The sequence below is a fragment of the Streptomyces sp. NPDC002206 genome (assembly GCF_053593595.1).
The window spans coordinates 20,004-45,042 of the sequence record NZ_JBSFCW010000038.1 but is presented as its reverse complement, the minus strand read 5'-3'; the positions used below and the strand labels follow the sequence as shown (position 1 = coordinate 45,042).

At 70.2% G+C, this 25,039-nt stretch carries 18 protein-coding genes and 1 pseudogene; 13 read left to right on the top strand and 6 right to left on the bottom strand.

Translation table 11 applies throughout. The features are described from left to right. Window positions 1-44 precede the first annotated feature (44 nt). The 4 genes from nhaA to ACWCP8_RS35825 form a co-directional block, all read right to left on the bottom strand. Window positions 45-1,454: a Na+/H+ antiporter NhaA gene (gene nhaA, locus ACWCP8_RS35840; RefSeq protein WP_352268715.1), complete on the bottom strand. Its 1,410-nt coding sequence runs from the start codon at window positions 1,452-1,454 to the stop codon at window positions 45-47. Between the two features lie 227 nt (window positions 1,455-1,681). Next, a complete protein-coding gene (gene acs, locus ACWCP8_RS35835; RefSeq protein WP_352268714.1) occupies window positions 1,682-3,679 on the bottom strand; it encodes an acetate--CoA ligase in 1,998 nt (665 codons plus the stop codon). Window positions 3,680-3,807: 128 nt separating this feature from the next. Further along, the gene (locus ACWCP8_RS35830; RefSeq protein WP_451120507.1) at window positions 3,808-6,513 is read right to left on the bottom strand and encodes a bifunctional SulP family inorganic anion transporter/carbonic anhydrase; all 2,706 of its coding nucleotides are present in this window, start codon (window positions 6,511-6,513) and stop codon (window positions 3,808-3,810) included. Window positions 6,514-7,214: 701 nt separating this feature from the next. Then, entirely contained in the window at window positions 7,215-8,210 is a 996-nt protein-coding gene (locus ACWCP8_RS35825) for an ATP-binding protein (protein ID WP_352268711.1), read from the bottom strand. A gap of 102 nt (window positions 8,211-8,312) precedes the next feature. Here ACWCP8_RS35825 and ACWCP8_RS35820 point away from each other — a divergent pair, with 102 nt between their 5' ends. After that, window positions 8,313-9,137 carry an oxidoreductase gene (locus ACWCP8_RS35820; protein WP_451120505.1) on the top strand — a complete coding sequence of 275 codons (825 nt, stop codon included), beginning with the start codon at window positions 8,313-8,315 and terminating at the stop codon, window positions 9,135-9,137. A 565-nt stretch (window positions 9,138-9,702) separates the two neighbouring features. Here ACWCP8_RS35820 and ACWCP8_RS35815 read toward each other — a convergent pair. Beyond that, window positions 9,703-10,542 (bottom strand): HAD family hydrolase, encoded by an 840-nt coding sequence (locus ACWCP8_RS35815; protein ID WP_326604532.1) that lies wholly within the window; start codon window positions 10,540-10,542, stop codon window positions 9,703-9,705. A 569-nt stretch (window positions 10,543-11,111) separates the two neighbouring features. Between ACWCP8_RS35815 and ssd the strand changes: the two genes are divergently transcribed. The 7 genes and pseudogenes from ssd to ACWCP8_RS35780 all read left to right on the top strand — a co-directional run. After that, the gene (gene ssd, locus ACWCP8_RS35810) at window positions 11,112-12,161 is read left to right on the top strand and encodes a septum site-determining protein Ssd (RefSeq protein WP_451120522.1); all 1,050 of its coding nucleotides are present in this window, start codon (window positions 11,112-11,114) and stop codon (window positions 12,159-12,161) included. Continuing rightward, the gene (locus ACWCP8_RS35805; protein WP_383924879.1) at window positions 12,158-13,306 is read left to right on the top strand and encodes a TadA family conjugal transfer-associated ATPase; all 1,149 of its coding nucleotides are present in this window, start codon (window positions 12,158-12,160) and stop codon (window positions 13,304-13,306) included. Before ssd ends, ACWCP8_RS35805 begins: the two co-directional genes overlap by 4 nt. Next, entirely contained in the window at window positions 13,303-14,184 is an 882-nt protein-coding gene (locus tag ACWCP8_RS35800) for a type II secretion system F family protein (RefSeq protein WP_451120503.1), read from the top strand. The genes ACWCP8_RS35805 and ACWCP8_RS35800 overlap by 4 nt, the downstream gene beginning before the upstream one ends. Beyond that, window positions 14,181-14,984, top strand: coding sequence for a type II secretion system F family protein (locus ACWCP8_RS35795; RefSeq protein ID WP_352268817.1), 804 nt, complete (start codon window positions 14,181-14,183; stop codon window positions 14,982-14,984). The genes ACWCP8_RS35800 and ACWCP8_RS35795 overlap by 4 nt, the downstream gene beginning before the upstream one ends. 58 nt (window positions 14,985-15,042) lie before the next feature. Then, window positions 15,043-15,243, top strand: coding sequence for a DUF4244 domain-containing protein (locus tag ACWCP8_RS35790; protein WP_267004449.1), 201 nt, complete (start codon window positions 15,043-15,045; stop codon window positions 15,241-15,243). Continuing rightward, the gene (locus ACWCP8_RS35785; protein WP_352268818.1) at window positions 15,230-15,640 is read left to right on the top strand and encodes a TadE family type IV pilus minor pilin; all 411 of its coding nucleotides are present in this window, start codon (window positions 15,230-15,232) and stop codon (window positions 15,638-15,640) included. Before ACWCP8_RS35790 ends, ACWCP8_RS35785 begins: the two co-directional genes overlap by 14 nt. A 41-nt stretch (window positions 15,641-15,681) precedes the next feature. Beyond that, window positions 15,682-16,008: pseudogene (locus ACWCP8_RS35780) on the top strand (Rv3654c family TadE-like protein); the annotation flags it as partial. A gap of 40 nt (window positions 16,009-16,048) precedes the next feature. On the opposite strand, the gene ACWCP8_RS35775 reads toward ACWCP8_RS35780, so the two are convergent. Next, window positions 16,049-18,607 (bottom strand): DEAD/DEAH box helicase, encoded by a 2,559-nt coding sequence (locus ACWCP8_RS35775; protein ID WP_352268819.1) that lies wholly within the window; start codon window positions 18,605-18,607, stop codon window positions 16,049-16,051. Window positions 18,608-18,685: 78 nt separating this feature from the next. Between ACWCP8_RS35775 and ACWCP8_RS35770 the strand changes: the two genes are divergently transcribed. The 5 genes from ACWCP8_RS35770 (at window position 18,686) to ACWCP8_RS35750 (ending at window position 25,010) form a co-directional block, all read left to right on the top strand. After that, on the top strand, window positions 18,686-19,039 hold the full coding sequence (locus ACWCP8_RS35770) for an STAS domain-containing protein (protein WP_003967428.1): 354 nt from the start codon (window positions 18,686-18,688) through the stop codon (window positions 19,037-19,039). 259 nt (window positions 19,040-19,298) lie between these two features. After that, entirely contained in the window at window positions 19,299-19,772 is a 474-nt protein-coding gene (locus ACWCP8_RS35765) for an ATP-binding protein (RefSeq protein ID WP_328627252.1), read from the top strand. Between the two features lie 284 nt (window positions 19,773-20,056). Next, window positions 20,057-22,501 (top strand): sodium-translocating pyrophosphatase, encoded by a 2,445-nt coding sequence (locus ACWCP8_RS35760; protein WP_352268820.1) that lies wholly within the window; start codon window positions 20,057-20,059, stop codon window positions 22,499-22,501. A 312-nt stretch (window positions 22,502-22,813) separates the two neighbouring features. Continuing rightward, window positions 22,814-23,419: a small secreted protein gene (locus ACWCP8_RS35755; RefSeq protein WP_352268416.1), complete on the top strand. Its 606-nt coding sequence runs from the start codon at window positions 22,814-22,816 to the stop codon at window positions 23,417-23,419. An 82-nt stretch (window positions 23,420-23,501) separates the two neighbouring features. Continuing rightward, the gene (locus ACWCP8_RS35750; RefSeq protein ID WP_451120499.1) at window positions 23,502-25,010 is read left to right on the top strand and encodes a DUF7059 domain-containing protein; all 1,509 of its coding nucleotides are present in this window, start codon (window positions 23,502-23,504) and stop codon (window positions 25,008-25,010) included. The last annotated feature ends 29 nt before the right edge of the window (window positions 25,011-25,039 follow it).

Here is a 25,039-nt window from a genome sequence, read left to right as displayed (position 1 = left end):
CCTGACTCCCTCTTCTGCTCCTGCTCAACACATCTGGTGTCAGATCATGCCGGACTGTCCGGCTTGCTGCGCGCTGCCCCCGCCAGTTCGGCAAGACGGCGGTGTTCCGCGGCCTTCTTCTCGTAGATCGCGGCCATTCGAAGGTGGTACGCCGGATCGTCCTGCTCGTAGATGTCGGGAACGCCGTCCTGGTCCTCGTCGAGCTCCTCCGCCTCGTAGAGCGTCCGGTATCTGCGTACCCGGAGTTTGAGCAATGCACCGGAGAACACGGCCGCGATCAATGAGCCCATCAGCACCGCGGCCTTGATCTCGTTGGTGAGGGTGGCGTTCCCTTCGAACGCGAGCTCGCCGATGAGCAGCGAGACGGTGAAGCCGATCCCGGCGAGCGCGGCGACCGCGAAGACGTCCGCCCATGCCAGGTCCTTGTTCAGTTCCGCCTTGGTGAAGCGGGCGGCCAGCCACGTGCCGCCGAAGATGCCGATCGTCTTGCCGGCGACGAGCCCCAGTACGACACCGAGTGTCTCGGGCCGGGTGAAGACCCCCGCCAGCGCGTGGCCGGAGAGCGAGACCCCGGCCGAGAAGAGCGCGAACAGCGGCACGGCGAGACCGGCCGACAGCGGGCGTATCAGGTGTTCGATGTGCTCGCCGGGGGAGTGCTGCTCGCCCTCGCGCCGGGTGCAGCGCAGCATCAGGCCCATGGCGACACCGGCGATGGTGGCGTGGATGCCGCTGTTGTACATCAGTCCCCAGACGACCAGGGCGAGCGGTACGTAGACATACCAGCCGCGTACGTTCTTGCGCAGCAGCAGATAGAAGACGGCGAGGCCGACGACGGCGCCGATGAGCGCCATGAAGTCGATGTCCTCGGTGAAGAAGACGGCGATGATCAGGATCGCGAAGAGGTCGTCGACGACGGCAAGGGTGAGCAGGAAGGCGCGGAGCGCGGACGGCAGCGAGGTGCCGATCACCGCGAGGACGGCGAGCGCGAAGGCGATGTCGGTGGCGATGGGGACGGCCCAGCCGTCCGTGGAACCGCCGCCGACCACAGTCACCAGCGTGTAGACGATCGCAGGCGCGGCCATGCCGCAGAGGGCGGCGATGACGGGCAGAACGGCCGCCTTGGGGTCGCGCAGGTCACCCGCTACCAGTTCTCGCTTGAGCTCGACACCCGCGACGAAGAAGAAGATCGCGAGCAGCCCGTCGGCCGCCCAGTGCTGCACGGAGAGGTCCAGCCCCAGGGAGTGCGGCCCGAGGTGGAAGTCGCTGACGGCGCGGTAACTGGACCCGAAAGTGTTCGCCCAGGTCAGCGCGGCGACAGCGGCCACCAGCAGGATGACTCCGCCGACGGTCTCGGTGCGCAGGGCGTCCGCGAGGTAGTTCCGCTCAGGGAGGGAGAGACGCCCGAGAAAGGTGCGGCGGGAGGGAGAGGGGGGTGTGGGGGCGGGCGCGGCCACGAGTGGAGACCTCCGGGTCGGTACGGCAGCAATGGCATGGCTGATGCACTTGCCGACCAGACTTCCCGGCACACCCTGTGGAGATTTTTTGATGAGTTATTGATGCAGCTGCCACTGTACCCGGGGTGTGCGGGGCCGTATCAGGCGATCTTCACTTTAAATGCCCGAGGGGCACCCGGCTCGTTGCCGGATGCCCCTCGGGGTCGTATCTGCTCGTGCCTATTGCCTCAGTCCTCGGAGGACGACGACGGCAGCTGTGTCTGGATGAGGTCCATCACCGAGGAGTCGGTGAGCGTGGTGACATCACCCAGCTCGCGGTTCTCCGCGACATCGCGCAGCAGGCGGCGCATGATCTTGCCGGAGCGCGTCTTCGGCAGCTCGGCGACCGGCAGGATCCGCTTGGGCTTGGCGATCGGGCCGAGTGTGGCGCCGACGTGGTTGCGCAGATCGGCGACGAGGTTGTCGGAGGCGGACGCCGAACCGCGCAGTATCACGAACGCGACAATGGCCTGGCCGGTCGTCTCGTCGGCCGCGCCGACCACGGCGGCCTCGGCGACCGACGGGTGCGACACGAGCGCCGACTCCACCTCGGTGGTCGAGATGTTGTGCCCGGACACGAGCATCACGTCGTCGACCCGGCCGAGCAGCCAGATGTCGCCGTCCTCGTCCTTCTTGGCGCCGTCGCCCGCGAAGTACTTGCCCTCGAAGCGCGACCAGTAGGTGTCGAGGAAGCGCTGGTCGTCACCCCAGATGGTGCGGAGCATCGACGGCCACGGCTCGGTGAGGACGAGGTAGCCGCCCCCGCCGTTCGCCACCTCGTTGGCCTCGTCGTCGACAACGGTGGCAGAGATACCGGGCAGGGCGCGCTGGGCCGAACCGGGCTTGGTCTCCGTGACACCGGGAAGCGGCGAGATCATCATCGCGCCGGTCTCGGTCTGCCACCAGGTGTCCACGATCGGGCACCTGTCGGCGCCGATGTGCTTGCGATACCACATCCACGCCTCGGGGTTGATCGGCTCACCGACCGAACCGAGAATCCGCAGCGACGACAGGTCGAACTTGGCGGGGATGTCGTCGCCCCACTTCATGAACGTACGGATCGCGGTCGGCGCGGTGTAGAGGATCGTGACGCCGTACTTCTGGATGATCTCCCAGAAGCGCCCCTGGTGAGGGGTATCGGGCGTGCCCTCGTACATCACCTGCGTCGCGCCGTTGGCCAGCGGTCCGTACACGATGTACGAGTGTCCGGTCACCCAGCCGATGTCGGCGGTGCACCAGTAGACGTCGGTCTCCGGCTTGAGGTCGAAGACGGCGTGGTGGGTGTACGCCGCCTGCGTGAGGTAGCCGCCGGAGGTGTGCAGGATGCCCTTCGGCTTACCCGTCGTACCCGAGGTGTAGAGGATGAAGAGCGGGTGCTCGGCGTCGAACGCCTCGGGGGCGTGCTCGGCGGACTGGCGGCCGGTGATCTCGTGCCACCAGACGTCACGGCCTTCGGTCCACGGGGTGTCCTGGCCGGTGCGCCGCACCACGAGGACATGCTCGACGGTGTCGAGACGGGAGACGGCGTCGTCCACGGCGGGCTTCAGCGCGGACGGCTTGCCGCGGCGGTAGCCACCGTCGGCGGTGATGACGACCTTGGCGTCCGCGTCCTGGATGCGGGTGGCGATGGCGTCGGCGGAGAAGCCGCCGAAGACCACCGAGTGCGCGGCGCCGATGCGGGCGCAGGCCAGCATCGCGACGGCGGCCTCGGGGATCATCGGCAGATAGACGGCGACCCTGTCGCCCTTGCCGACACCGAGCTCGGCGAGGGCGTTGGCCGCGCGGGAGACCTCGTCCTTCAGTTCCGCGTACGTGATTGCGCGGCTGTCGCCGGGCTCGCCCTCGAAGTGGATGGCGACACGGTCGCCGTGGCCCGCTTCGACGTGACGGTCCACGCAGTTGTACGCGACGTTCAGCTTGCCGTCCGCGAACCACTTGGCGAAGGGCGGGTTGCTCCAGTCGAGCGTCTCGGTCGGCTCCGTGGCCCAGGTCAGGCGCCGGGCCTGATCGGCCCAGAAGCCCAGCCGGTCCGCCTCGGCCTGCTCGTACGCCTCGGCTGTGACGTTGGCGTCGGCGGCCAGATCGGCGGGTGGTGCGAACCGACGATCTTCCCGAAGCAGATTGGCCAAGCTTTCGTTGCTCACGACATCTCCCATTCCCAGGGTGTCCGTTGTGTCCCGGGGCATAGCTCATCAGGCCAAGGGCCGGGTGACAAGTGTCTGCCGGGAATTGGTTTAGACCTGTGTTTCGTGTATGGAGGAACGACCACAAGGTCTCACGGACCCAAGGTGCAAGTGGTTCAGGCGTACGTGGTTCAGGCGCTCGTACGTTCCAACTCGCCGGACCCAGAGGGATCGGCGGGGTCGGCCGCAGCGGTGGGGGCGGAAACAGCTGCGTGATCACCGGGATCACTGAGACTGGCGGGATCACTGAGGTCGGTGATGTCGTACGGGCGGGCGTGGTTCGGGTCGCCGGGGCCCACCCGGTCGAAGACCTCGTCGATCCCGCTACCGGCACTCGCACCCTCGGCCAGCAGATACGCCTGCGCCTCGCCGACATGGAAGTACATCCCGTGCAACTGGAGTGCACCCTCGGCGAGTCTCCGCGCCACCGATTCATGGGCCCGCAGATGGTCCAACTGCTGGACCACGTTGGTGAGGCAGAGCTGCTCCACCTCATCGGCGGGCAGCCGGCCGGAGATCCGCGCCCAGGCATGATTCCGGGACCTCATCCGTTCCAGGCTCGGCAGGCCGTGTCGCAGCCAGCGCCACAGGGACGTCTGCGGGGTGTCCGGCCTGGTGCTCATCAGCGCCTGCATCGCGCCGCAGCCGGAGTGGCCGCAGACGGTGATGGACTCGACCTTGAGCACATCCACCGCGTACTCGATCGCGGCGCCCACCGAGTCGTCACCGGCCTCCGCGCCCGGCGGGGGCACGAGGTTGCCGACGTTCCGAACGGTGAACAGGTCGCCCGGGCCGCTCGCCGTGATCATGCTGGTGACCAGGCGGGAGTCCGCGCAGGTGATGAAGAGCTGAGAGGGACGCTGACCCTCACGGGCCAGCCGGGCCAGCTCGTCGCGCACCAGCGGAGCCGTATTGCGCTGGAACGAACTGAGCCCGCTGGCCAGCCGGTGCGCGCCGGTCCTGCGCGGAGCGGCGGCTCCATCGCCGGGGGTGTCGAACCGGCCGGTGGGGCCGGCGGTGGCGGCGGCATTGGCCCCCGGGGCGGCCTCGGCGCGGCCTGAGCCCGTGGGTTCCTGGTCGGCGGTGGGGTGGTCGCCGGAGGGGAAGGTCGCCCAGGTGGCGGCGGCACGGCGGGCGTCGACCGGCCGGCCGGGCTGGTCGTGGCAGTGATGGTTGCGCCACGGTGTCCAGGGGCGGCAGCAGGAGTGGGCCGCCGAGGCGGGCTCGGCGATCCGGCCACCGGATCTGCCGGTGAAAACGACCCGGCCGCCCTGCGCGGTCTGGGCATCGCTCCAGTGCTGGATCGTCTCGTACGCCGCGTGGTCCATGAAGAATCCGTCCAACTCGACCACCGCGTCCCCGCCTCGGGGCAACTGGCCGAGCGCCCGGCTGAGCCGCGGCACCGCGAGGAACGTCAGCTGCCCTCGTACGACCACCAGATGCTGGCCGTTCTGATCGGTCACCGTGATCCTGGTGCGGGCCAGCCGGTGCAGGGCGACGGCAACGGCCACGGCGATACCGATGGCCACACCCTCCAGCACGCCGAAGAGCACCACCCCGGTGATCGTCGCCCCGTACACCAGAAATTCGCGATGCCTGTGGACATTGCGGATGTGGGCGAAGCTCACCATCTGGAAGCCGACCACCATCACCAGAGCGGCCAGCGCGGCCAGCGGGATCCACTCCAGGGCCGTGACCAGCAGTCCGGCGGCGAGCAGCACCCAGACGCCGTGCAGCACGGTGGCGGCTCGGCCGGTGGCCCCGGCCCGTACGTTCGCCGAACTCCGCACCGCGCCACCGGACACCGGCAGCCCGCCGAGCAACCCGGACACTACGTTGGCGATGCCCTGGCCGCGCAGTTCGCGGTCGAGATCGGAGCGCTGGACCGGCGGGGCGGCAGGGATGGCCGGGGCAGTAGTGGCGGAGTCGGCGGTTCGCCCGCTGGCACGGCCGGCGGTCAGCTTGTCCACCGCCACCGCGGCGAGCAGCGATTCGAGGCTGGCCACCAGCAGCACCGTGAACACGGCGGTGGCCAGGGCCAGGACGGGTCCCTGCGGCAGCTCGGGCAGGGCGTGCGAGCGCCAGGAGGGCAGGTCCACCCGGGCGATCCCGGGCGCCGCGACCGCGGCCACCGCCGTTGCGATCGCCACCGAGGCGAGGGCGGCAGGCAGCCGTCGCACCGCTCGCCCGATCCGCCCGGGGAGCCGCGGCCACACCACCAGTACGGCGATGGTCAGTGCACCGATCAGCGGCGCGGCCGGGCTCAGCCGACCCAACTGTTCCGGAAGCGCAAGGGCGTTGGCGGCCGCCGAGCTCAGGGGCGAGCCGCCGAGCACGATGTGCAACTGGGCGAGCGCGATGGCCACGCCGATACCGGCGAGGGTGCCGTGCACGATGGCGGGACTGACAGCGAGGGCGCCGCGCGCCGCTCGCAGCGAGCCCAGCAGGATCTGCAGAAGTCCGGCGCCGATGGTGATCGCGCAGGTGGTGCGCCAGCCGTAGATCTGGATCAACTCGGCTGTGACCACGGTCAGACCGGCGGACGGGCCGCTGACCTGGAGGGGGGTGCCGCCGAGCAGCCCGGCGACGATGCCGCCGACCGCGGCGGAGATGAGTCCGGCTTCCAGCGGGGCGTCCATGGCGACGGCCAGGCCGAGCGACATGGGGACGGCGATGAGAAAGACAGTGATCGATGCGGACAGGTCGGCGCCCGCGATGCGGAATCGCCCGCCGCGGCGCGGCGGTGGAGGGCTGTGTGGTCGCTTGATTCCCGAGGCCGGGGAAGGTGGTGAACTGCGGGCTGTGTGGTCATGACGGATGCGGACGCAAGCAGACATGTTCCCGTCTCCTCCGGGGCAGCGCGGTCGCGGAACGTGGGGACGCGGCCGTGGGTCACGGCGTGCAGCGGCGGGATCTCTCAACTCTCAGTAAATGAATCGTAATGGAGAGTAAAGATTTGTGTCCATGATTTAGGGCAAATGGGCTATTCAATCACTCATTCAAGTGAATAGGCAGCTTTTTGCACGGTCTGTCATGCCGATGCTTTCGGGCTGCATGCGACCTCGGCCGCGTTGCGTCGACAGATTCCGTACAAATTATCTGAAAAGAAGAAGGTGGGCGGATGATGGTCGCCATGAAAGGGACTGCCGGGCCCGAGCGGAACGCGCCCCGAAACCGCCCCAGGAGTCGCTTCCGCCTCGCCGGCGACGGCTCCACCACATCTTCGCCGAAGTCGGCCGAAGCGGCCCAGGCCGGAGCGCCTGTCGCCTGGTCAGAAGCCGCCGCAGTGCGTGGTGTTCTCCTGGGTCGGCGCGAGCGAGGGCGCACTCGGCGTCGGCGGGACGCCGTGGGGAGGGGCGGGCGGCCCGCCTCGCCCCCGGGTCCCGGACGAGTCCGACGGCAAGTGGGCGGAGCGCCGGGGGTGACCGGCCCCGTCACCGCGCCGGTCGCCGGGTGGTGGGCGACCGGTTGGATCGCAGATCAGGGGCCGGGCGGATCAAGGGGCCGAGCGAGGAGGGGGTGCGGCGTCGCAACCCGTTCACACGGGCTGAGCGGCGCCGGCCTGCGCGCTCCGCTCGTCGAGCACGAAGGAGGGGTCGACCTGGGCAGCCAGGTCGGCGCCCGTCTTCGCGTTGCCCCAGCTCTCTGCGTTCTTCAGGTGGAAGTGCACCATCTGCTGCGTGTAGCGCTCCCAGTCGCGCTGCCCGTACGAATCCTCCGCCGCGTCCTGCAGAGCCTGCAAGGCCATCCGGTTGTCCGCCTCCAGTAGCTCGAAGCGGGCCGGCCGGCCCTTTTCCATCGCCCGCACCCAGTCGGAGTGACCGATGCCGACCAGCAGGTCGTCACCGACCTCGGCCCGCAGGAAGTCCAGGTCGTCCTGGCCCTGCACCTTGTTGCCGACGACCGTCAGGGCGACCCCGAAGTCCCGTGCGTACTCCTTGTACTGGCGGTAGACCGAGACACCCTTGCGGGTCGGCTCGGCAACCAGGAACGTCATGTCGAAGCGGGTGAACATTCCTGACGCGAAGGAGTCCGAACCGGCGGTCATGTCGACGACCACGTACTCGTCGGGACCGTCGACGAGATGGTTGAGGCAGAGCTCGACCGCGCCGACCTTGGAGTGGTAGCACGCCACCCCCAGATCCGATTCGGTGAACGGTCCGGTGGTCATCAGCCGGATGTCCCCGTCGTCCAGCGTGATCGTGCGGGCGCACGCGTCGTAGACCGGGTTGTCCTCGCGGACGCGCAGCAGCCGCGAGCCCTCGCCGGGTGGAGTCGTCTTGATCATTGTCTCGGCAGAGGCGATACGGGAGTTGCTGCCTCGCAGATACTCCTTGATCAGTGGCAGTTGCGCACCCATGGCAGGCAGCGCCGCCGCCTCCTCGTCATCGAGGCCGAGTGCGGCCCCCAGATGCTGGTTGATGTCGGCGTCCACCGCGACGACATGGGCTTCATTGGCGGCAAGGTGGCGGATGAAGAGCGAGGACAGCGTGGTCTTGCCGCTGCCGCCCTTCCCTACGAAAGCGATCTTCATGTTCACCTAGGGTAGCTGTACAACTGCGCTCCGCTGTCGAACTTCGTGAAGAAGGCCACTCCGGGGCGGTATGGGTGTAGGGGGCGCGTAGCCTCGCTACCTATGAGTACGACTGCCCCAGACCCGCTTGCCGCCCTGGGCGCCCTGCCGGGGGTTGCCGACGCGGTGGACTCCGTACGCAAGGCCGTCGACCGCGTCTACGGCCACCGAGTCATGCGGCGCCGCAGCAACGAGGTCACCGCGGAGGCGGCGCTGCGCGGCGCCCGCGGATCCGCCGCGCTCTCCGGCGCCGACTGGAACCTGGAGGAGGTGCGCCGGCGCACCGACTTCAGCGGCGACGACGAGTCGCAGGTGATCGGAGCCGCCCTCCGGCTCGCCGCGGAAGCAGGTCAACTGCTCTCCATCTGGCGGCAGTCGCCGCTGCGGGTCCTTGCCCGGCTGCATCTCGTGGCGGCCGGCGGGGCCGCGCCCGATGACACGGTCGGCCGGCCTCGGCTGGCGGGCGAGCCGGTGGACGAGCCGCTGATCGAAGCGCCGCTGCCGGACGCGGACGAGGTCGCCGGGCGGCTGGAAGGTCTCTCCGGACTGATCCTCGCAGGGAGTGCGGCGCCCGCGCTGGTGACGGCCGCGGTCGTACACGGAGAACTGCTGGCGCTGCGCCCCTTCGGTTCGTACAACGGGCTGGTCGCGCGGACCGCCGAACGGATCGTGCTGATCGGGAGCGGGCTGGACCCGAAGTCCATCTGCCCCGCCGAGGTCGGCCATGCGGAACAGGGCCGGGCGGCGTACGTCGGAGCATTCGAGGGCTATCTGTCGGGGACGCCGGACGGCATGGCCACCTGGATCGCGCACTGCGGGCGCGCGGTGGAGCTCGGTGTCAGGGAGTCGACGGCGGTCTGTGAGGCGCTGCAGCGCGGGGCCGCTTAGCTCCCGCCCGGCGGCTCGTCCGTCAGAGGTCGTCCATCAGCTCGGCCACCAACTCCCCGGCCCGACTGCTGACTTCACTGCCCGATCAAAGGGTTGCGGCGGTACCGTCCTCGGTACCGCCGCTGGCACGTCCACCCAGTTACCATGCGTCCTCGATACATGCCCATCAGGTCGGGAACTCAGCCCGTACCTGGTGCGGCTGGCCCGTAATCGACGGGTCGACGTCGCGTGGGTGCTCGGTTTTCATGCTCGGTCCGTGGGGCCTTCTCTGCGTTACAGGTAATCCTCTCGGATGTCCTTGGTCTCGCGGGCCGTTGACTCCTTTGTACTCCACACCTGGGGTAAGCGGTAGTGCTGGCCATGCTTCTTTACTTTTGGGTTCAAATATGGACGATCCGAACATGCTGGTCGGGGCCGGAATTCGGCATACGACGGAGCCGTTCGACGCGGACCGGGACCGCCGTCCGGAGGCAGGCTCCGGGCAGCGGTCGGGTGGTGCCCCGGGCGGCGGGCTTCGCGCGGCGAGGGCCGAGGTCCCCCGGTGCGCGGGTGCAGGTGCAGGGTCTCAGGCGGTCGTCGCGGCCGCGCGCCGGCGCGAGGTGTACCAGACGAGTCCCGCGGTGACGGCTGCTGCGCCCACTGCTGCGGCGGCGACCAGCGCCGGGCGGGGTGGCATCGAGAACGCGGGCAGCCGCTGCTTGAGCCGAACCGGGCGGTCGAAGACGAGAATCGGCCATTCCCGGAGCGCTGCTTCACGCCGCAGCGCGCGGTCCGGGTTGACCGCGTGCGGGTGGCCGACGGCCGCCAGCATCGGCACATCGGTCGCGGAATCGCTGTAGGCGTAACAGCGCGAGAGGTCGTATCCCTCCGAGACGGCGAGTGCCTGCACCGCCTCGGCCTTCGTCGGCCCGTATGCGTAGTACTCCACCTCGCCGGTGAAACAGCCGTCGTCGCCGACGACCATTCGGGTGGCGACAACCCGGTCGGCGCCCAGCAGCTCGCCGATCGGCTCGACGACTTCTGCGCCCGAGGTGGAAACGATGACGACATCGCGTCCGGCGGTGTGGTGCTCCTCGATGAGGGTCGCCGCCTCGTCGTAGATGATGGGGTCGATCAGATCGTGCAAGGTCTCGGCGACGATTTCCTTCACCTGCTGGACGTTCCAGCCCTTGCAGAGCGCGGAGAGATATTCGCGCATCCGCTCCATCTGGTCGTGATCGGCGCCCCCGGCGAGGAACACGAACTGTGCGTACGCGGTCCGCAGTACGGCACGGCGGTTGATCAGTCCGCCTTGGTAGAAGGACTTGCTGAAGGTCAGAGTCGAAGACTTCGCAATGACCGTCTTGTCCAGGTCAAAGAAGGCTGCTGTGCGCGGCAAGGAGTGGTTTTCCACAAGGCAGAGCATAGGGGCCCACCATTCGGCGTAAACTCTGGTGCGTGGGTTTGCCTGAGAAGGCTCTCGGGTACACCATGGAAGTCACGGATCGTTCGCGACCGTGCTAACCCGGTCCGACTCCTCCCCCCCCGAGTCGGCCGTGGGGACGACCCCCGCTCTCCCCCCCGGCGGGGGTCGTCGCATGTCCGGACGCATTTCTGGCGCTCGGAATCAAGCATTCTGTCTCCTTCTCGGCCGCGACGGCCCGTTTTTTTCCGCGCTCTCGAACCACCATGACTCGTCACAGTGTGTAGCGGAAGCGCTGCTCTCCGGAAGTCGCCGGTATGGGTGACGGAGATATTCACAGCGGTGGAGTTGTCCACAGTTTTTGAGCAAGATCCACACGATTTCCCGAAGCGTTGCACGGTGATTCCACCCGCGAAGTCCGCGGGTTCCGGATATCGCCGATCTCGGAAGGATCCGAGATCGCCGCGAAACCGCGGTGAAGGTGCAGGGAGAAGGGGGCGGAGATCGTGGCCGAATCCATCGCACGGGATCGTCTGCCGGTCGCCGAAGAGCGGAGCGGCGGACCGCTGATCGTGACCGAGGATGTGGAACTGCTCGACGATCTGCTGCGGCTGTGCGCGGCCGCCGGAGCGGAGCCTGAGGTTCACCACACGCCGCCGGAAGGCAGAGGCGGCTGGGAGCGGGCTCCGATGGTTCTGGTGGGCGACGACGCGGCCCCGCGATGCCGTGGAGTCGCGCGCAGACAGGGCGTGATGCTCGTGGGGCGAGACCAGGACGCCCCGGACGTCTGGCGGCGGGGCGTGGAGATCGGGGCGGAATATGTGCTGCGGTTGCCCGACGCGGAGAGCTGGCTCGTCGATCAGATCGCCAATGCGGCGGAGGGCGTGGGCAGGCCCGCGCTCACCGTCGGAGTGATCGGCGGGCGGGGCGGAGCCGGCGCGTCGACACTGGCCTGCGCGCTGGCCGTCGCCGCGGCCAGGAGCGGGCGGCGGACCATGCTGATCGACGGCGATCCGCTGGGTGGCGGCATCGATGTGTTGCTCGGCGGCGAGCGCGCCGAGGGGATGAGGTGGCCGGATTTCGCCCATTCCAAAGGGCGGGTGGGCGGCGGCGCCCTGGAGGAGTCGCTGCCCGCATTGCACGGGTTGCGGGTGCTCAGCTGGGGCCGCGACGACTGGGTGGTCGTTCCGCCACCGGCCATGGCGGCGGTGCTGGCGGCCGCGCGCCGGCTCGGTGGGGTGGTGGTTGTCGACCTGCCGCGCCGGGTCGACGAGTCGGTGGCCGAGGCGCTTGCCCAGCTGGACCTCGGGCTGCTGATCGTCCCCGGCGAGTTGCGGGCGGTCGCGGCGGCGAAGCGGGTGGCTTCTATGGCCGGGATGATCCTGGGCGATCTGAGGGTGATGGCACGCGGTCCGTACGCGGCGGGTCTGGACGAGCGCTGGGTGGCGGATGCGCTGGGGCTGCCGCTCGTCGGCGAACTCCCGCTGGAGCCGGGGCTGCTCGCTGCTCAGGACGGTGGGACGCCGCCCGGCGGCAGCGCCCGCTCCCCACTGGCCAGGTTCTGTACGGCGTTCTGGGAGCGGGCGCTTGCCGGAGGCGTCGCCGGGGGAGCGGTGTCATGACCGACGCACTGCTCGACGCCGTGCGGCAGCGGCTGGCGCAGAGCGGCGCCGCACCGACCCCGGCCGGGGTGGCGGCCGCGCTGCGGGCACAGGGAAGGCTGCTCGGCGATGCCGAAGTGCTCGGAGCCGCAGAGGAGTTGCGCGGCGAACTGGTCGGCACCGGGGTGCTGGAACCGCTGCTCGCCGATCCCGCGGTCACGGACGTGCTGGTGTCCGCGCCGGACCGGGTGTGGGTGGACCGGGGAGGCGGGCTCGAACTCACCGGGGTGACCTTCCGGGACGCCCCGGCAGTGCGCAGGCTGGCGCAGCGGCTCGCCGCGGTCGCCGGGCGGCGGCTGGACGACGCCCGGCCCTGGGTGGACGCCCGGCTGCCGGACGGGACGCGGATGCACGCGGTGCTGCCGCCGGTGTCCGTCGGTTCCACGTGCCTGTCGCTGCGGGTGGTGCGCCCCAGGGCCTTCTCGCTGGCGGAGCTGGTTGCGGCGGGGACCGTACCGCCGGGCGGGGACCGGGTGTTGCGGGCGCTGGTGGAGGCCCGGGTCTCGTATCTGATCAGTGGCGGCACGGGCGCGGGGAAGACCACGCTGCTGTCGAGCCTGCTGGGCGCCGTCGGGGAGCGGGAGCGGATCGTGCTCGCCGAGGACTCGGCCGAGCTGCGGCCGGACCACCCGCATGTGGTGCGCCTGGAGTCGCGTCCTGCAAACCAGGAAGGGGCGGGCCGGGTGACCCTGCAGGACCTGGTGCGTCAGGCGCTGCGGATGCGGCCGGACCGGCTGGTGGTGGGGGAGGTGCGTGGTTCCGAGGTGACGGTGTTGCTGGCCGCGTTGAACACGGGCCACGAGGGCGGTTGCGGCACGGTCCACGCGAACGCCGCCGAGCATGTCCCCGCCCGTCTGGAGGCCCTCGGCACGGCGGCCGGACTCGACCGGGTGGCGCTGCACAGTCAGTTGGCGGCGGCACTGTCGGTGGTGGTCCATCTTGTACGGGACCGGGCCGGGCTGCGAAAAATCGCCGAGGTGCATGTGCTGGAGCGGGATGCGGCCGGTCTGGTGGTAACGGTACCCGCGTTGCGCTGGGGCGCCGACGGTTTCGTCCGGGAGCGGGGCTGGGAGCGACTGCGGTCGCTGATCGGGGGTGCGATGTGACCGGTGGGTTGTCGGCGGGGGCGGCGGAGTACGCGACGTACACGATGGCCGTGTGTGTGGGGGCGGCTGCCTGGTTGGCGGTGGGGCAGGACCAAGGGCTGCGGCGGGCCAGGGTGTTGTTCGTCGACGGGGTGGGTGAGCCGGCGTCGCGGAGCTGCTGGGAGCGGGTCCTGGAGCGGTGCGGCGGGATGTTCCGGGGGCGCACGGAGTGGCTCTGTCTGCCGGTGGCGCTCGTGCTTGCCGTGCTGGGGGAGTCCCTGCTGCCGGTGGTCGCGGGGGCGGTGGCGGTGCCGCTGGTACGGCGGTGGCTGCGCAGGCGGGCCGGGCGGCGGGAGCGCGAGCGCCGGGCCGACGCGGTGGTGGCGCTGTGCGGTGCGGTGGTGGGTGAGCTGCGGGCCGGGCGCGAGCCGGGGCAGGCGCTGTTGGTCGCCGTGCGCAGCACCGGCGCGATGGGTACGGCGGAGGCCGCCGTGTCGGCTGCTGCACGGTTCGGTGGCGATGTGCCGGCGGCGCTCGGGCAGGCGGCGCGTGAGCCGGGCCTGGAAGGGCTCGCCGGGGTGGCGGTGTGCTGGCGGGTCGCGGTGGACGGAGGGGCCGGGTTGGCGGCCGGTCTGGACCGCCTGGAGGGAGCGCTACGGGCCGAGCGGCGCCGGCGGGAGGAGTTGCGGGCGCAGCTGGCGGGTGCCTGGTCGACGGTGGCCGTGCTGGCGCTGCTGCCGGTGCTGGGTCTGGGGCTGGGGGCGGCGCTCGGGGCCGACCCGCTGCGGGTGCTCCTGCACGGTCCGGCCGGGCTGGTCTGCCTGGCGGTCGGCGGCCTGCTGGAGACGGCCGGTCTCCTCTGGGCCGGCCGGATCGTTCGGGCGGGGGAAGCCGCATGAGCCGGGTGGCAGGCGAGGTTGTGCACCTTGTTCACGGGTTGGGTCTGCTGGGGGTGGTCCTGGGCGCGGTCGCGTATCCGGCTCTCGCCCTGGCCGGGCGGCGGCGAGAGCGGACGGTGCTTCGCCGGGGCGCGTTGCTGCTGGCGGTCGACCCTGGGAAGCGGCGGCGCTGGCGGTCGGTGTCCGGGGCCCGGGTCAGGGATCTGACCGCGCTGCTGGGTGCTGTGGTGACCGGCTGGATTCTGGTCGGCGGTCCGCTGGGGGGCGCGGCCGGCCTGGCGGCCGCGTACGGCACCTGGCGGTGGCAGCGGACGCGCGATCGGCGCAGACCCGGCGTGCCCGCAGCGGAGGCGGCGGAGACCGCACAGCAGCTCCCGCTGGCAGCCGATCTGCTGGCGGCCTGCATCTCGGCCGGAGCCGGGCCGCGTGAGGCGGCCGAGGCGGTGGGGGAGTCGCTGGGCGGTCCGGTCGGCGAGCGGCTGGCGCGGACGGCCGCGGAGATCCGGCTGGGCGGCGAACCGGCCGTCTCCTGGGGGAGGTTCGGCGAGATACCGGGCGCCGGTGCACTGGCCCGCTGTCTGGAGCGGGCGGGCTCGACCGGGGCTCCCGCGGCGGAGCCGGTCTCCCGCCTGGCCGAGGCGATGCGGGCGGAACGGTCGAGTGCGGCCGTGGCGCGCGCCCAGCGGGCCGGCGTACTGATCACGGCACCCGTGGGGCTCTGCTTTCTGCCCGCCTTTCTGGCGGTCGGGGTGGCGCCGGTGGTCATCGGCCTGGCGACCGGACTGCTGCACACCGGCTGAGACAAAGGTGGCAATAGGTATTCATTCGATTCAAATCGAACAATTCTCGGGGGTTGAAATGGCACAGCGAATCAGGAGCTGGGTGCGGGGCATGGTGCGCCGAGCCCGGTCGGACGGCGGAATGACGACGTCCGAATATGCGGTGGGGACGATCGCGGCCTGCGCGTTCGCGGCGGTGCTCTACAAGGTGGTCACCAGTCCGCCTGTCATGACGGCGCTGCAGTCGCTTCTCAAGGACGCGCTCGATGCGAAGTTCTGAGAGGCGACGTCCCGGCAGCGGGAACGGCGAGGCCAGGGGTGGCGGAGGGGGAGGCGACCGGGGCGCGGTGACGGCGGAGGCGGCCATGGTGATTCCGGTACTGGCGCTGTTCGCCCTGGCCCTTGTCTGGGCGCTGATGGCCGCCTCCGCCCAGATCCGGTGTGTGGATGCGGCGAGGGCCGGGGCTCGGGCGGCGGCCCGCTCCGAACCGGAGGCGCAGGTGTTGGCAGCCGCCCGTTCGGCGGCACCCGACCGGGCTCGGGTCGATCTGGAACGGGCCGGGGAGCTGTGGCGGGTACGGGTCGCTGCACAGACGCCCGGACCCGGCTCGCTGACCCTGACGCTGAGCGCGGAGGCGGCAGCGCTGGCCGAGGACACGGTGGGGGTGGCGCCGTGACTAGGGAGGATGCCGGTTCGGGGCAGGCGGCCCGGCGGCGGATGCGGGAGGCGTGGCGGGCATGGCAGATGCGGCGGGTGCGGCGCTTGTCGGGGTCGCGGCGGTGCGGGGGAGGGGACCGGGGAGTGGCGACTGTGTGGGTTGCGATGACCACGGCCGCGCTGTGTGCGGTCTTCGCGATCGTGCTTGCTCTCGGACAAGTGGTGGTCGCCCGGCACCGGGCCGGTGGGGCGGCGGACCTGGCGGCCCTGGCAGCCGCCGACCGGGCCCTGCGGGGGACGGAGGCGGCGTGCCGGGCGGCCGAGGAGGTGGCCGGGGCTCAGGGGGCGGTGCTGGTGCGGTGTGCAGTGCAGGGGGAGATCGCCGATGTGGCGGCCCGGGTGCGGTTCGGGCCTTACACGCCGACGGTCAGGTCCCGGGCGGGCCCTCCGGAGGCCGTTCCGGATCCGTTCGGCTCTCCGTGGACCGCTCCGGGGTCAGGTTCTCCGGCTCCCCCGGCTCCCCCGGCTCTTCCGGGTCCGCTGGGGCGGACCTGAGGAGTTCGCCGAGGAGGCGGACGGCGCCTCGCTTGTGCAGCGGATCGTTGCCGTTGCCGCACTTGGGGGACTGGATGCAGGACGGGCAGCCCGCCTCGCACTCGCAGGACGCGATGGCCTGGCGGGTGGCGGTGAGCCAGCCACGGGCGGTGTGGAAGGCCCGCTCGGCGAATCCGGCACCGCCGGGATGGCCGTCGTACACGAAGACGGTCGGCAGCAGCGTGTCCGGATGGAGCGGCACGGAGACACCGCCGATGTCCCAGCGGTCGCAGGTGGCGAAGAGGGGCAGCATTCCGATCGACGCGTGCTCGGCGGCATGGAGCGCTCCGCCCAGGATCTCCGGGTTGATGCGGGCGGCGTCCAACTGGTCCTGGGTGACCGTCCACCACACGGCGCGGGTGCGCAGCGTGCGGGGCGGCAGGTCCAGCTTGGTCTCGCCGAGGACCTCGCCGGTGATCAGTTTGCGACGCAGGAAGGAGACGACCTGGTTGGTGACTTCGACGGAGCCGTAACAGAGCCGTCCGTCACCCCACGGGATCTCGGTGTCGGTCTCCAGGACGGCGATGGAGGTGGTGTCTCGGGCGGTTGTCGAGTACGGCGGGTCGGCCTGTTCGACCAGGGCAACCGAGTCTTCCAGATCCAGTTTCCGGACCAGATAGGTGCGGCCCTGGTGGAGGTGGACGGCTCCGTCGTGGACGGCGGTGTGTGCGGCCGATTCGTCGACGGTGCCCAACAGCCGGCCGGTTCCCTCCTCGACGATCTGGACCGGGCGGCCGCCCTCGCCACGGATGTCGGTGAGATCGGCGGCCCGCTCGCGGCGGGTCCAGTGCCAGCCCGACGCCCGCTTGCGGAGCAGTTTCGCGGCCTCCAGCTGCGGCAACAGCTCGCCCACGGCGGGCCCGAACAGCTCCAGGTCGGTCTCGGTGAGCGGAAGCTCCGCGGCTGCCGCGCACAGATGGGGGGCGAGGACGTACGGGTTGTCCGGGTCGAGGACGGTCGACTCCACAGGCTGCTGGAACAGCGCCTCGGGGTGGTGGACGAGGAAGGTGTCCAGCGGGTCGTCGCGGGCCACCAGGATGGCCAGAGCGCCCTGCCCGGCGCGTCCGGCTCGGCCGGCCTGCTGCCACAGCGACGCCCTGGTGCCGGGATAGCCGGCGATGACGACGGCATCCAGGCCCGAGACATCGATGCCGAGCTCGAGGGCGGTGGTGGCGGCCAGGCCCAGCAGCTGGCCGGAGTGCAGGGCGCGCTCCAGGGCGCGGCGTTCCTCGGGGAGGTATCCCCCGCGGTAGGCGGCGACCCGGGCGGGCAGTGAGCGGTCCACCTCGGCGAGTCGCTCCTTGGCGATGACGGAGATGAGCTCGGCGCCGCGCCGGGAGCGTACGAAGGCGACGGAGCGGACGCCCTGGACGGTCAGATCGGTGAGGAGGTCGGCGGTCTCGGCGGTGGCCGTACGGCGTACGGGGGCGCCCTTCTCGCCGTGCAGCTCGGTCAGCGGTGGCTCCCACAGGGCGAAGACCATTTCGCCGCGGGGCGAGGCGTCGTCGGCGATCTCCCTGACAGGGAGACCGGTGAGACGGCCCGCAGCCACCGAGGGCTGCGCCGCAGTGGCCGAGGCGAGCAGGAAGACCGGATCGGCCCCGTAGCGGGCGCAGAGGCGGCGGAGCCGGCGCACCACCTGGGCGACATGCGAGCCGAAGACGCCGCGGTAGGTGTGGCACTCATCGATGACGACGAAGCGCAGGGCACGCAGGAACGAGGACCAGCGGGGGTGGGACGGCAGAATCCCGCGGTGCAGCATGTCGGGGTTGGTCAGGACGTAGTTGGCGTACTGGCGTACCCACTCGCGTTCCTCGACCGGGGTGTCGCCGTCGTAGACCGCTGGCCTGATCCCGTTGGAGAGCGGCGCCGCGAGTTCCTTGACCGAACGTCGCTGATCGGCGGCCAGGGCCTTGGTGGGTGCGAGATACAGGGCGGTCGCGCCGCGGCCGTTGGGGGCCTCCGAGCCGTCGAGCAGGGCACTGAGAACCGGGGCGAGGTAGGCGAGCGACTTGCCGGAGGCCGTTCCGGTGGCGATCACGACGGATTCGCCGTCCAGGGCGTGCTCCGCAGCGGCCGCCTGATGCGCCCACGGGTGGTCGATGCCGGCTTTCTGGATGGCGGCGATCACTTCTGGCCGGATGCGATCCGGCCAGATGGCATGGGTTCCCGTGCGCGGGGGCAAGTGCTCCGTATGAGTGATGCGCGCGGACCGGCCCGCCCCTGCGGCGAGCCGGTGGAGGATCATGGCGGGAGAGGGGCGGGAGTCCCCGCTCACGGGTGGTCGACTGGGGCGGTGATTCTTGGCCATCAGCACCGAGTGTGTCACCGCCGTGACGGACAATGGTCCCAAGGCGTCGTGCATGGCTGCTGGTAAGTGATTGAATGCCATCGCGGCTGGCGATCCGTCCCCTGGCTCCGTCGGGGAGACCGAGGGGCGACCGCTCGATAGCAAGGTGCTGGAGGATCCGTGGACCTGTCCTTGTCGACTCGCAATGTGTCCGGCCCTGGTGGCGACCGTACGGTCGTCGAGGTCGGTGGCGAGATTGATGTGTATACCGCGCCCAAGCTGCGCGAGCAGTTGGTCGAGTTGGTGAATGACGGCAGCTACCACCTGGTTGTCGACATGGAAGGTGTCGACTTTCTCGACTCCACCGGCCTCGGCGTGCTTGTGGGCGGCCTGAAGCGTGTCCGGGCCCATGAGGGCTCGCTGCGCCTGGTCTGCAACCAGGAGCGCATTCTCAAGATCTTCCGGATTACTGGTCTGACCAAGGTGTTCCCGATTCACACCACGGTCGACGAGGCTGTCGCGGCCACCGACTGAGGTCGGTCCGCGGCCGGATCGGCCGAAGGTCGGTCCGGCAGGCAGCCCGTTCGGCGGACAGGCGGTCCACTGGGCCGTCGGTCCGCCGGGCCGGGCCGTCGGCTGCCGTTGGCCGGTGGCCGGACCGGGGCTTCGGCGGCAAGCTGTCGGCTGTTGGTCGGCCGGTGGCTCCGCCGGGTCCCGGAGGAAGAGAGCCAAGGGTACCGGGCGGCACGCCCGGGCCCTTGAGATGCACGCCCGTACGTCTGAGGGGGATCACATGGCCACCGTTGAACTCCGCTTCAGTGCCCAGCCGGAACACGTCAGAACGGCCCGCCTCGTGGCGGCCGCAGTGGCGCGCCGGGCCGGGGTCGACGAGGCAGCGCTCGACGAGGTCAGACTCGCCGTAGGTGAGGCCTGCAGCCGCGCTGTCGGGCTGCACCGCAGTCATGGCATCACCGCTCCGATCAAGGTTGTCCTGACCGAGGAGGAGAAGTCCTTCTCCATCGAGGTCGGCGACGAGGTGCCCGGCCCGGGCGGCGAAGCCGGGTCCGCCACAGCGTCCGGGACACGCGGCGCCACGCCCGGCGGGGGGCTCGATGAGCCGGAATCCGAGGTTGACGCGGACGGCGAGGACGAGATGGGTCTCGCGGTCATCAGCGGCCTCGTCGATGATGTGGAAGTCAGATCGGCAGCCGACGGCGGAGTGATCCGGATGAGCTGGCCGAAGACGCCCGCACCGCTGACTCCCTGAGGCGCCGCAGGCGCGACGGCCGGTCGGCCCGTCCCGGCCCACCCGGTGCGCAACGCTTGATCCGTTCTTCGAGGCCCTGCTGAGCAGGGCCTTTTTCATTTGTGATCGATAAACGATCAACGGACAATGTGTCTGCCCCATTACTGCATTCGGCTCAATCTGAGAATGCGATCTTTTGCCGATCTGGGGTAGAAGGTCAATTAGATTTACCGCGCACTGTTTTGATCAGGTTCCGCTCCCTACAATCCGTCCACGTCTTGAGCGCTGAGCGTCGAGGAGGACGTATGGCGGGGTTCTTCAACACATCACTGGCAGAACTGCCCGAAGTTTCCGCACTTTCCGACCGGCCCACCTCACTCGCGGCCGCGGTACTGACCGATGACAACCGCGTCATCGTGATCGTCGTTGCCGCCGTGGCCGTCGCCGCACTGATCGTTGCCAGGCTGCTGGTACGCCAGGTGCTGGCGGCCGGTGAGGGCACCGACCGTATGAAGGAGATCGCGGCAGCCGTCCAGGAAGGCGCAAATGCCTATCTGGCCCGGCAGCTGCGGACCGTCGGCGTCTTTGCCGTCGTGGTCTTCTTCCTGCTCCTGCTGCTGCCGGCCGACAACTGGTCGCAGCGTGCAGGCCGTTCGGTGTTCTTCCTGGTGGGTGCGCTTTTCTCGGCGGCCACCGGATACATCGGCATGCGTCTTGCCGTACGCAGCAATGTGCGAGTGGCCGCCGCGGCCCGCGAGGCGACGCCGGCTGAAGGTGAACCGGAAAAGGATCTCACCGCCGTGTCGCACCGGGCGATGAAGATTGCTTTCCGTACGGGCGGCGTAGTCGGCATGATCACGGTGGGGCTCGGGCTGCTCGGTGCCTCCTGCGTGGTCCTCGCCTATGCCGCCGACGCGCCCAAGGTGCTGGAGGGCTTCGGTCTCGGTGCCGCGCTCATCGCCATGTTCATGAGGGTCGGCGGCGGCATCTTCACCAAGGCCGCCGACGTCGGTGCCGACCTCGTCGGCAAGGTCGAGCAGGGCATCCCGGAGGACGACCCGCGCAACGCCGCCACCATCGCGGACAACGTGGGCGACAACGTCGGGGACTGCGCGGGCATGGCGGCCGACCTCTTCGAGTCGTACGCCGTGACCCTCGTCGCCGCGCTGATCCTCGGCAAGGCCGCCTTCGGCGACGCCGGACTGGCCTTCCCGCTGATCGTGCCGGCGATCGGTGTGATCACCGCCATGATCGGGATCTTCGCGGTCGCCCCGCGGCGCGCCGACCGCAGCGGGATGACCGCCATCAACCGCGGCTTCTTCATCTCCGCGGTGATCTCGCTCGTCCTGGTGGCGGTGGGCGTCTTCGTCTATCTGCCGTCCTCGTACGCCGACCTGAACGGCGTCACCGACCGCGCCATCACCTCGCACGGCGGCGACCCGCGGATCTTCGCCCTGGTCGCCGTTGCCATCGGCATCGTGCTGGCCGCGCTGATCCAGCAGCTCACCGGCTACTTCACCGAGACCAACCGGCGCCCTGTCCGGGACATCGGCAAGTCCTCGCTGACCGGACCGGCGACCGTTGTGCTCGCCGGTATCTCCATCGGTCTGGAGTCCGCCGTCTACACCGCGCTGCTGATCGGCCTCGGTGTCTACGGGGCGTTCCTGCTCGGCGGTACGTCGATCATGCTGGCGCTCTTCGCGGTGGCCCTCGCCGGCACCGGGCTGCTCACCACCGTCGGGGTGATCGTGGCCATGGACACCTTCGGTCCGGTCTCCGACAACGCCCAGGGCATTGCCGAGATGTCCGGTGATGTCACCGGCGCCGGTGCCCAGGTCCTCACCGACCTGGACGCCGTCGGCAACACCACGAAGGCGATCACCAAGGGCATCGCCATCGCCACCGCCGTTCTCGCGGCGTCGGCGCTGTTCGGCTCGTACCGCGACGCCATCGCCACGGCGGTCGACGACGTCGGGGCCAATGCCGGAGCGATGGGGCTGAGCCTCGACATCTCGCAGCCCAACAACCTGGTGGGGCTGATCCTCGGTGCCGCGGTCGTCTTCCTCTTCTCCGGTCTGGCCATCAACGCGGTGTCCCGGTCCGCGGGGGCCGTGGTCTACGAGGTGCGGCGGCAGTTCCGCGAGCACCCCGGGATCATGAACTACACCGAGAAGCCTGAGTACGGACGCGTCGTCGACATTTGCACCAAGGACGCGCTGCGTGAGCTCGCCACGCCCGGACTGCTCGCGGTGCTCGCACCGATCGCGGTCGGCTTCACCCTCGGCGTCGGGGCGCTCGGTTCGTATCTCGCGGGCGCCATCGGCACCGGGACGCTGATGGCGGTCTTCCTCGCCAATTCCGGAGGCGCCTGGGACAACGCCAAGAAGCTCGTGGAGGACGGTCATTACGGCGGCAAGGGCAGCGACGCCCACGCCGCGACGGTGATCGGCGACACGGTCGGCGACCCGTTCAAGGACACGGCGGGACCGGCGATCAACCCGCTGCTCAAGGTGATGAACCTGGTGGCGCTGCTCATCGCCCCCGCGGTGGTGCAGTTCAGCTACGGGGCGGACGCGAGTGCGGGTGTGCGGACGGTGGTGGCGGTGCTCGCCATCGCGGTCATCGTCGGCGCGGTCTATGTCTCCAAGCGCCGTGGGATCGCCGTGGGCGAGGAGGGTGATTCCGGCGGCGACGACGACGAGGACGGCGGCAGGACCGCCGAGACGACCGACCCGGCGGCCGTTTCGTGAGGCGGACGCCGGAAACGGCGCGGCAGCCCGCAGGCAGCGGCTGATCGGTAGCCGATCAGTCCGTCGGCGGCAGCTGGCCGAGGGATGAGGGATGGAGGGGCGGGCGGCACATCGGATGTGCCGCCCGCCCCTCCATCTGTTCGTGGCGTTCGCCTGTTCGACTTGTTCACCCGTTCGCATGCGAGTGGTATCTCCCTCATTTCCCTTGGTGCAAATGGCTGCAAAAGGTCATGCACTGGACGCTCGGCACCCGGATGGAGGTCTTCCGGCGTGTAAGTTCCGGGGCCGAGAGCCTTGGAAGGGACCGATCCGGTGAACAAGAAGCTTGCAGCCGCACTGTCCGGCGGTGCGGTACTCGTACTCGCGCTGTCGGGCTGCAGCGACGACAGCAGCAGCGACAACAAGGTCAACGACTGGGCCAAGAAAGTCTGTGACCAGGTCAAGCCCCAGCTGCAGAAGATCGCGAACGCCAACGCCGCCATCCAGCAGCAGACCGCCGACAACAGCAAGCCCGCCGACGTCCAGGAGACCGACTCGGCCGCCTTCCAGCAGATCTCGCAGGCGTACAAGGCGCTGGGCGCAGCGGTGGAATCCGCGGGCGCACCGCCGGTCGATGGCGGCGAGGCCACGCAGAAGGAGGCCGTGAAGGAGCTCAACGCCTCCTCGGCGGCGTACGCGAACCTGCAGAAGAAGGTCGATGAGCTCAACACGAAGGACCAGGCGAAGTTCGCCGACGGTCTGAAGGGCATCGCCGACGAGCTGAACAAGATCAGCACCAGCGGTGACGAGGCGCTGAGGAAGCTCCAGTCCGGCGAGGTCGGCACCGCGATGGCCAAGCAGCCCGGCTGCCAGAAGCCGAAGGCTTCGGTCGCGCCGACCGCTCCTGCGCCATCCGCCTCGCCCAGCAAGAAGTCGTAACCGGCAGCCGTACGACCGGCCCGGCGGCCCAGGTGGCTGCCGGGCCGGTGCCGTTGTCAGCGGGAGCGGCCACAATGGGCGGGTGAGTACGACCAGCCTCCCCGCGCCCGACCGTTCGCCCCGGCTCCGCGAAGCCCTGCTTGCCGCCGCCTTCACCGCCGACGGGCTCCTCGACCTGCTCGGTGCGCCCGCCTACGCCGCGCTCGCCCGCAGCGAGACGGTTCCGGCGCTGCGTGCCACCCGTGGCGACTCGCCGCTCGACACGCTGGTGCGGCTCTTCCTGCTCCAGCGCCCCGTCCCGTACGAGCGGGCCCGCACCGCGCTCCCGCTGGCCGAGTGCGTCGAGGACGGCTGGGTGATCCGCGAGGGCGACGAGGTGCGGGCCACCGTCGATGTGCGGCCGTACAGCGGACCGGAGGGCCAGGACTGGTTCATCGTCTCCGATCTTGGCTGTGCGGTCGGCGGTGCCGGTGGCATCGGTTCGCACGAGGAGGGGGTCGTCCTCGGTGTCGGTGGGGCGTCCAGCACACTCGCCGGGATCACCGTCCGTACGCCGGTCGCCTCCGCGCTCGACGTCGGTGCGGGCTCCGGCATCCAGGCGCTGTACGCCTCGCAGCACGCCACCCGGGTCACGGCCACGGACCTCAACCCCCGAGCCCTCGTCTTCACCCGGCTGACCCTCGCCCTGTCCGGTGCCGCCCCGGCCGATCTGCGCGAGGGTTCCCTCTTCGAGCCGGTCGGCACCGAGACGTACGACCTGATCGTCTCCAATCCGCCGTTCGTCATCTCGCCCGGCGCCCGCCTCACGTACCGCGACGGTGGCATGGGAGGCGACGACCTGTGCCGGACGCTGGTGCAGCAGGCCGGCGACCGGCTGAACGACGGGGGGTACGCACACTTCCTCGCCAACTGGCAGCACGTCGACGGCGAGGAGTGGCATGACCGGCTGCGTTCCTGGGTGCCGCGCGGCTGCGACGCCTGGATCGTCCAGCGCGAGATGCAGGACATCACGCAGTACGCGGAGCTGTGGCTGCGCGACAGCGGCGACCACCGTACGGACCCCGCGCAGTACGCCGCGCGGTACGACGCCTGGCTGGACGAGTTCGAGGCCCGCAAGACCAAGGGGGTCGGCTTCGGCTGGATCACGCTGCGGAAGTCGGAATCGACCGCGGAGAACCCGTCGATCGTGATCGAGGAGTGGCCGCATCCGGTGGAGCAGCCGCTCGGCGAGGCGGTGGAGGCCCACTTCGCGCGCCAGGACTATCTGCGGACCCACGACGACGCGGCTCTCCTCGCCGATCACTTCACTCTGGCGCCGGAGGTGATGCAGGAGCAGGTCGGGCTGCCCGGCGCGGAGGACCCCGAGCATGTGGTGCTGCGTCAGAACCGCGGTATGCGGCGCGCGACGAAGGTCGACGCGGTCGGTGCGGGCTTCGCGGGCGTCTGTGACGGGACACTGCCCGCGGGCCGGATCCTGGACGCGATCGCCCAGTTGATGAACGAGGACCCGGTGCTGCTGCGCGATCGCACCCCGCAGGCGATCCGCCTGCTGGTGGGGGAGGGGTTCCTGGAACCGGCGGGGCAGGCCTGATCGGGTGCACGTCGACGGGTGGGGAGAAT

Coding starts and splice junctions, on each gene's coding strand:
- acs (WP_352268714.1), bottom strand. CDS start 3,679: ATGCCCCGGGACACAACGGACACCCTGGGAATGGGAGATGTCGTGAGC.
- ACWCP8_RS35830 (WP_451120507.1), bottom strand. CDS start 6,513: ATGTCTGCTTGCGTCCGCATCCGTCATGACCACACAGCCCGCAGTTCA.
- ACWCP8_RS35825 (WP_352268711.1), bottom strand. CDS start 8,210: ATGAAGATCGCTTTCGTAGGGAAGGGCGGCAGCGGCAAGACCACGCTG.
- ACWCP8_RS35820 (WP_451120505.1), top strand. CDS start 8,313: ATGAGTACGACTGCCCCAGACCCGCTTGCCGCCCTGGGCGCCCTGCCG.
- ACWCP8_RS35815 (WP_326604532.1), bottom strand. CDS start 10,542: ATGCTCTGCCTTGTGGAAAACCACTCCTTGCCGCGCACAGCAGCCTTC.
- ACWCP8_RS35805 (WP_383924879.1), top strand. CDS start 12,158: ATGACCGACGCACTGCTCGACGCCGTGCGGCAGCGGCTGGCGCAGAGC.
- ACWCP8_RS35795 (WP_352268817.1), top strand. CDS start 14,181: ATGAGCCGGGTGGCAGGCGAGGTTGTGCACCTTGTTCACGGGTTGGGT.
- ACWCP8_RS35790 (WP_267004449.1), top strand. CDS start 15,043: ATGGCACAGCGAATCAGGAGCTGGGTGCGGGGCATGGTGCGCCGAGCC.
- ACWCP8_RS35785 (WP_352268818.1), top strand. CDS start 15,230: ATGCGAAGTTCTGAGAGGCGACGTCCCGGCAGCGGGAACGGCGAGGCC.
- ACWCP8_RS35775 (WP_352268819.1), bottom strand. CDS start 18,607: ATGGCATTCAATCACTTACCAGCAGCCATGCACGACGCCTTGGGACCA.
- ACWCP8_RS35765 (WP_328627252.1), top strand. CDS start 19,299: ATGGCCACCGTTGAACTCCGCTTCAGTGCCCAGCCGGAACACGTCAGA.
- ACWCP8_RS35760 (WP_352268820.1), top strand. CDS start 20,057: ATGGCGGGGTTCTTCAACACATCACTGGCAGAACTGCCCGAAGTTTCC.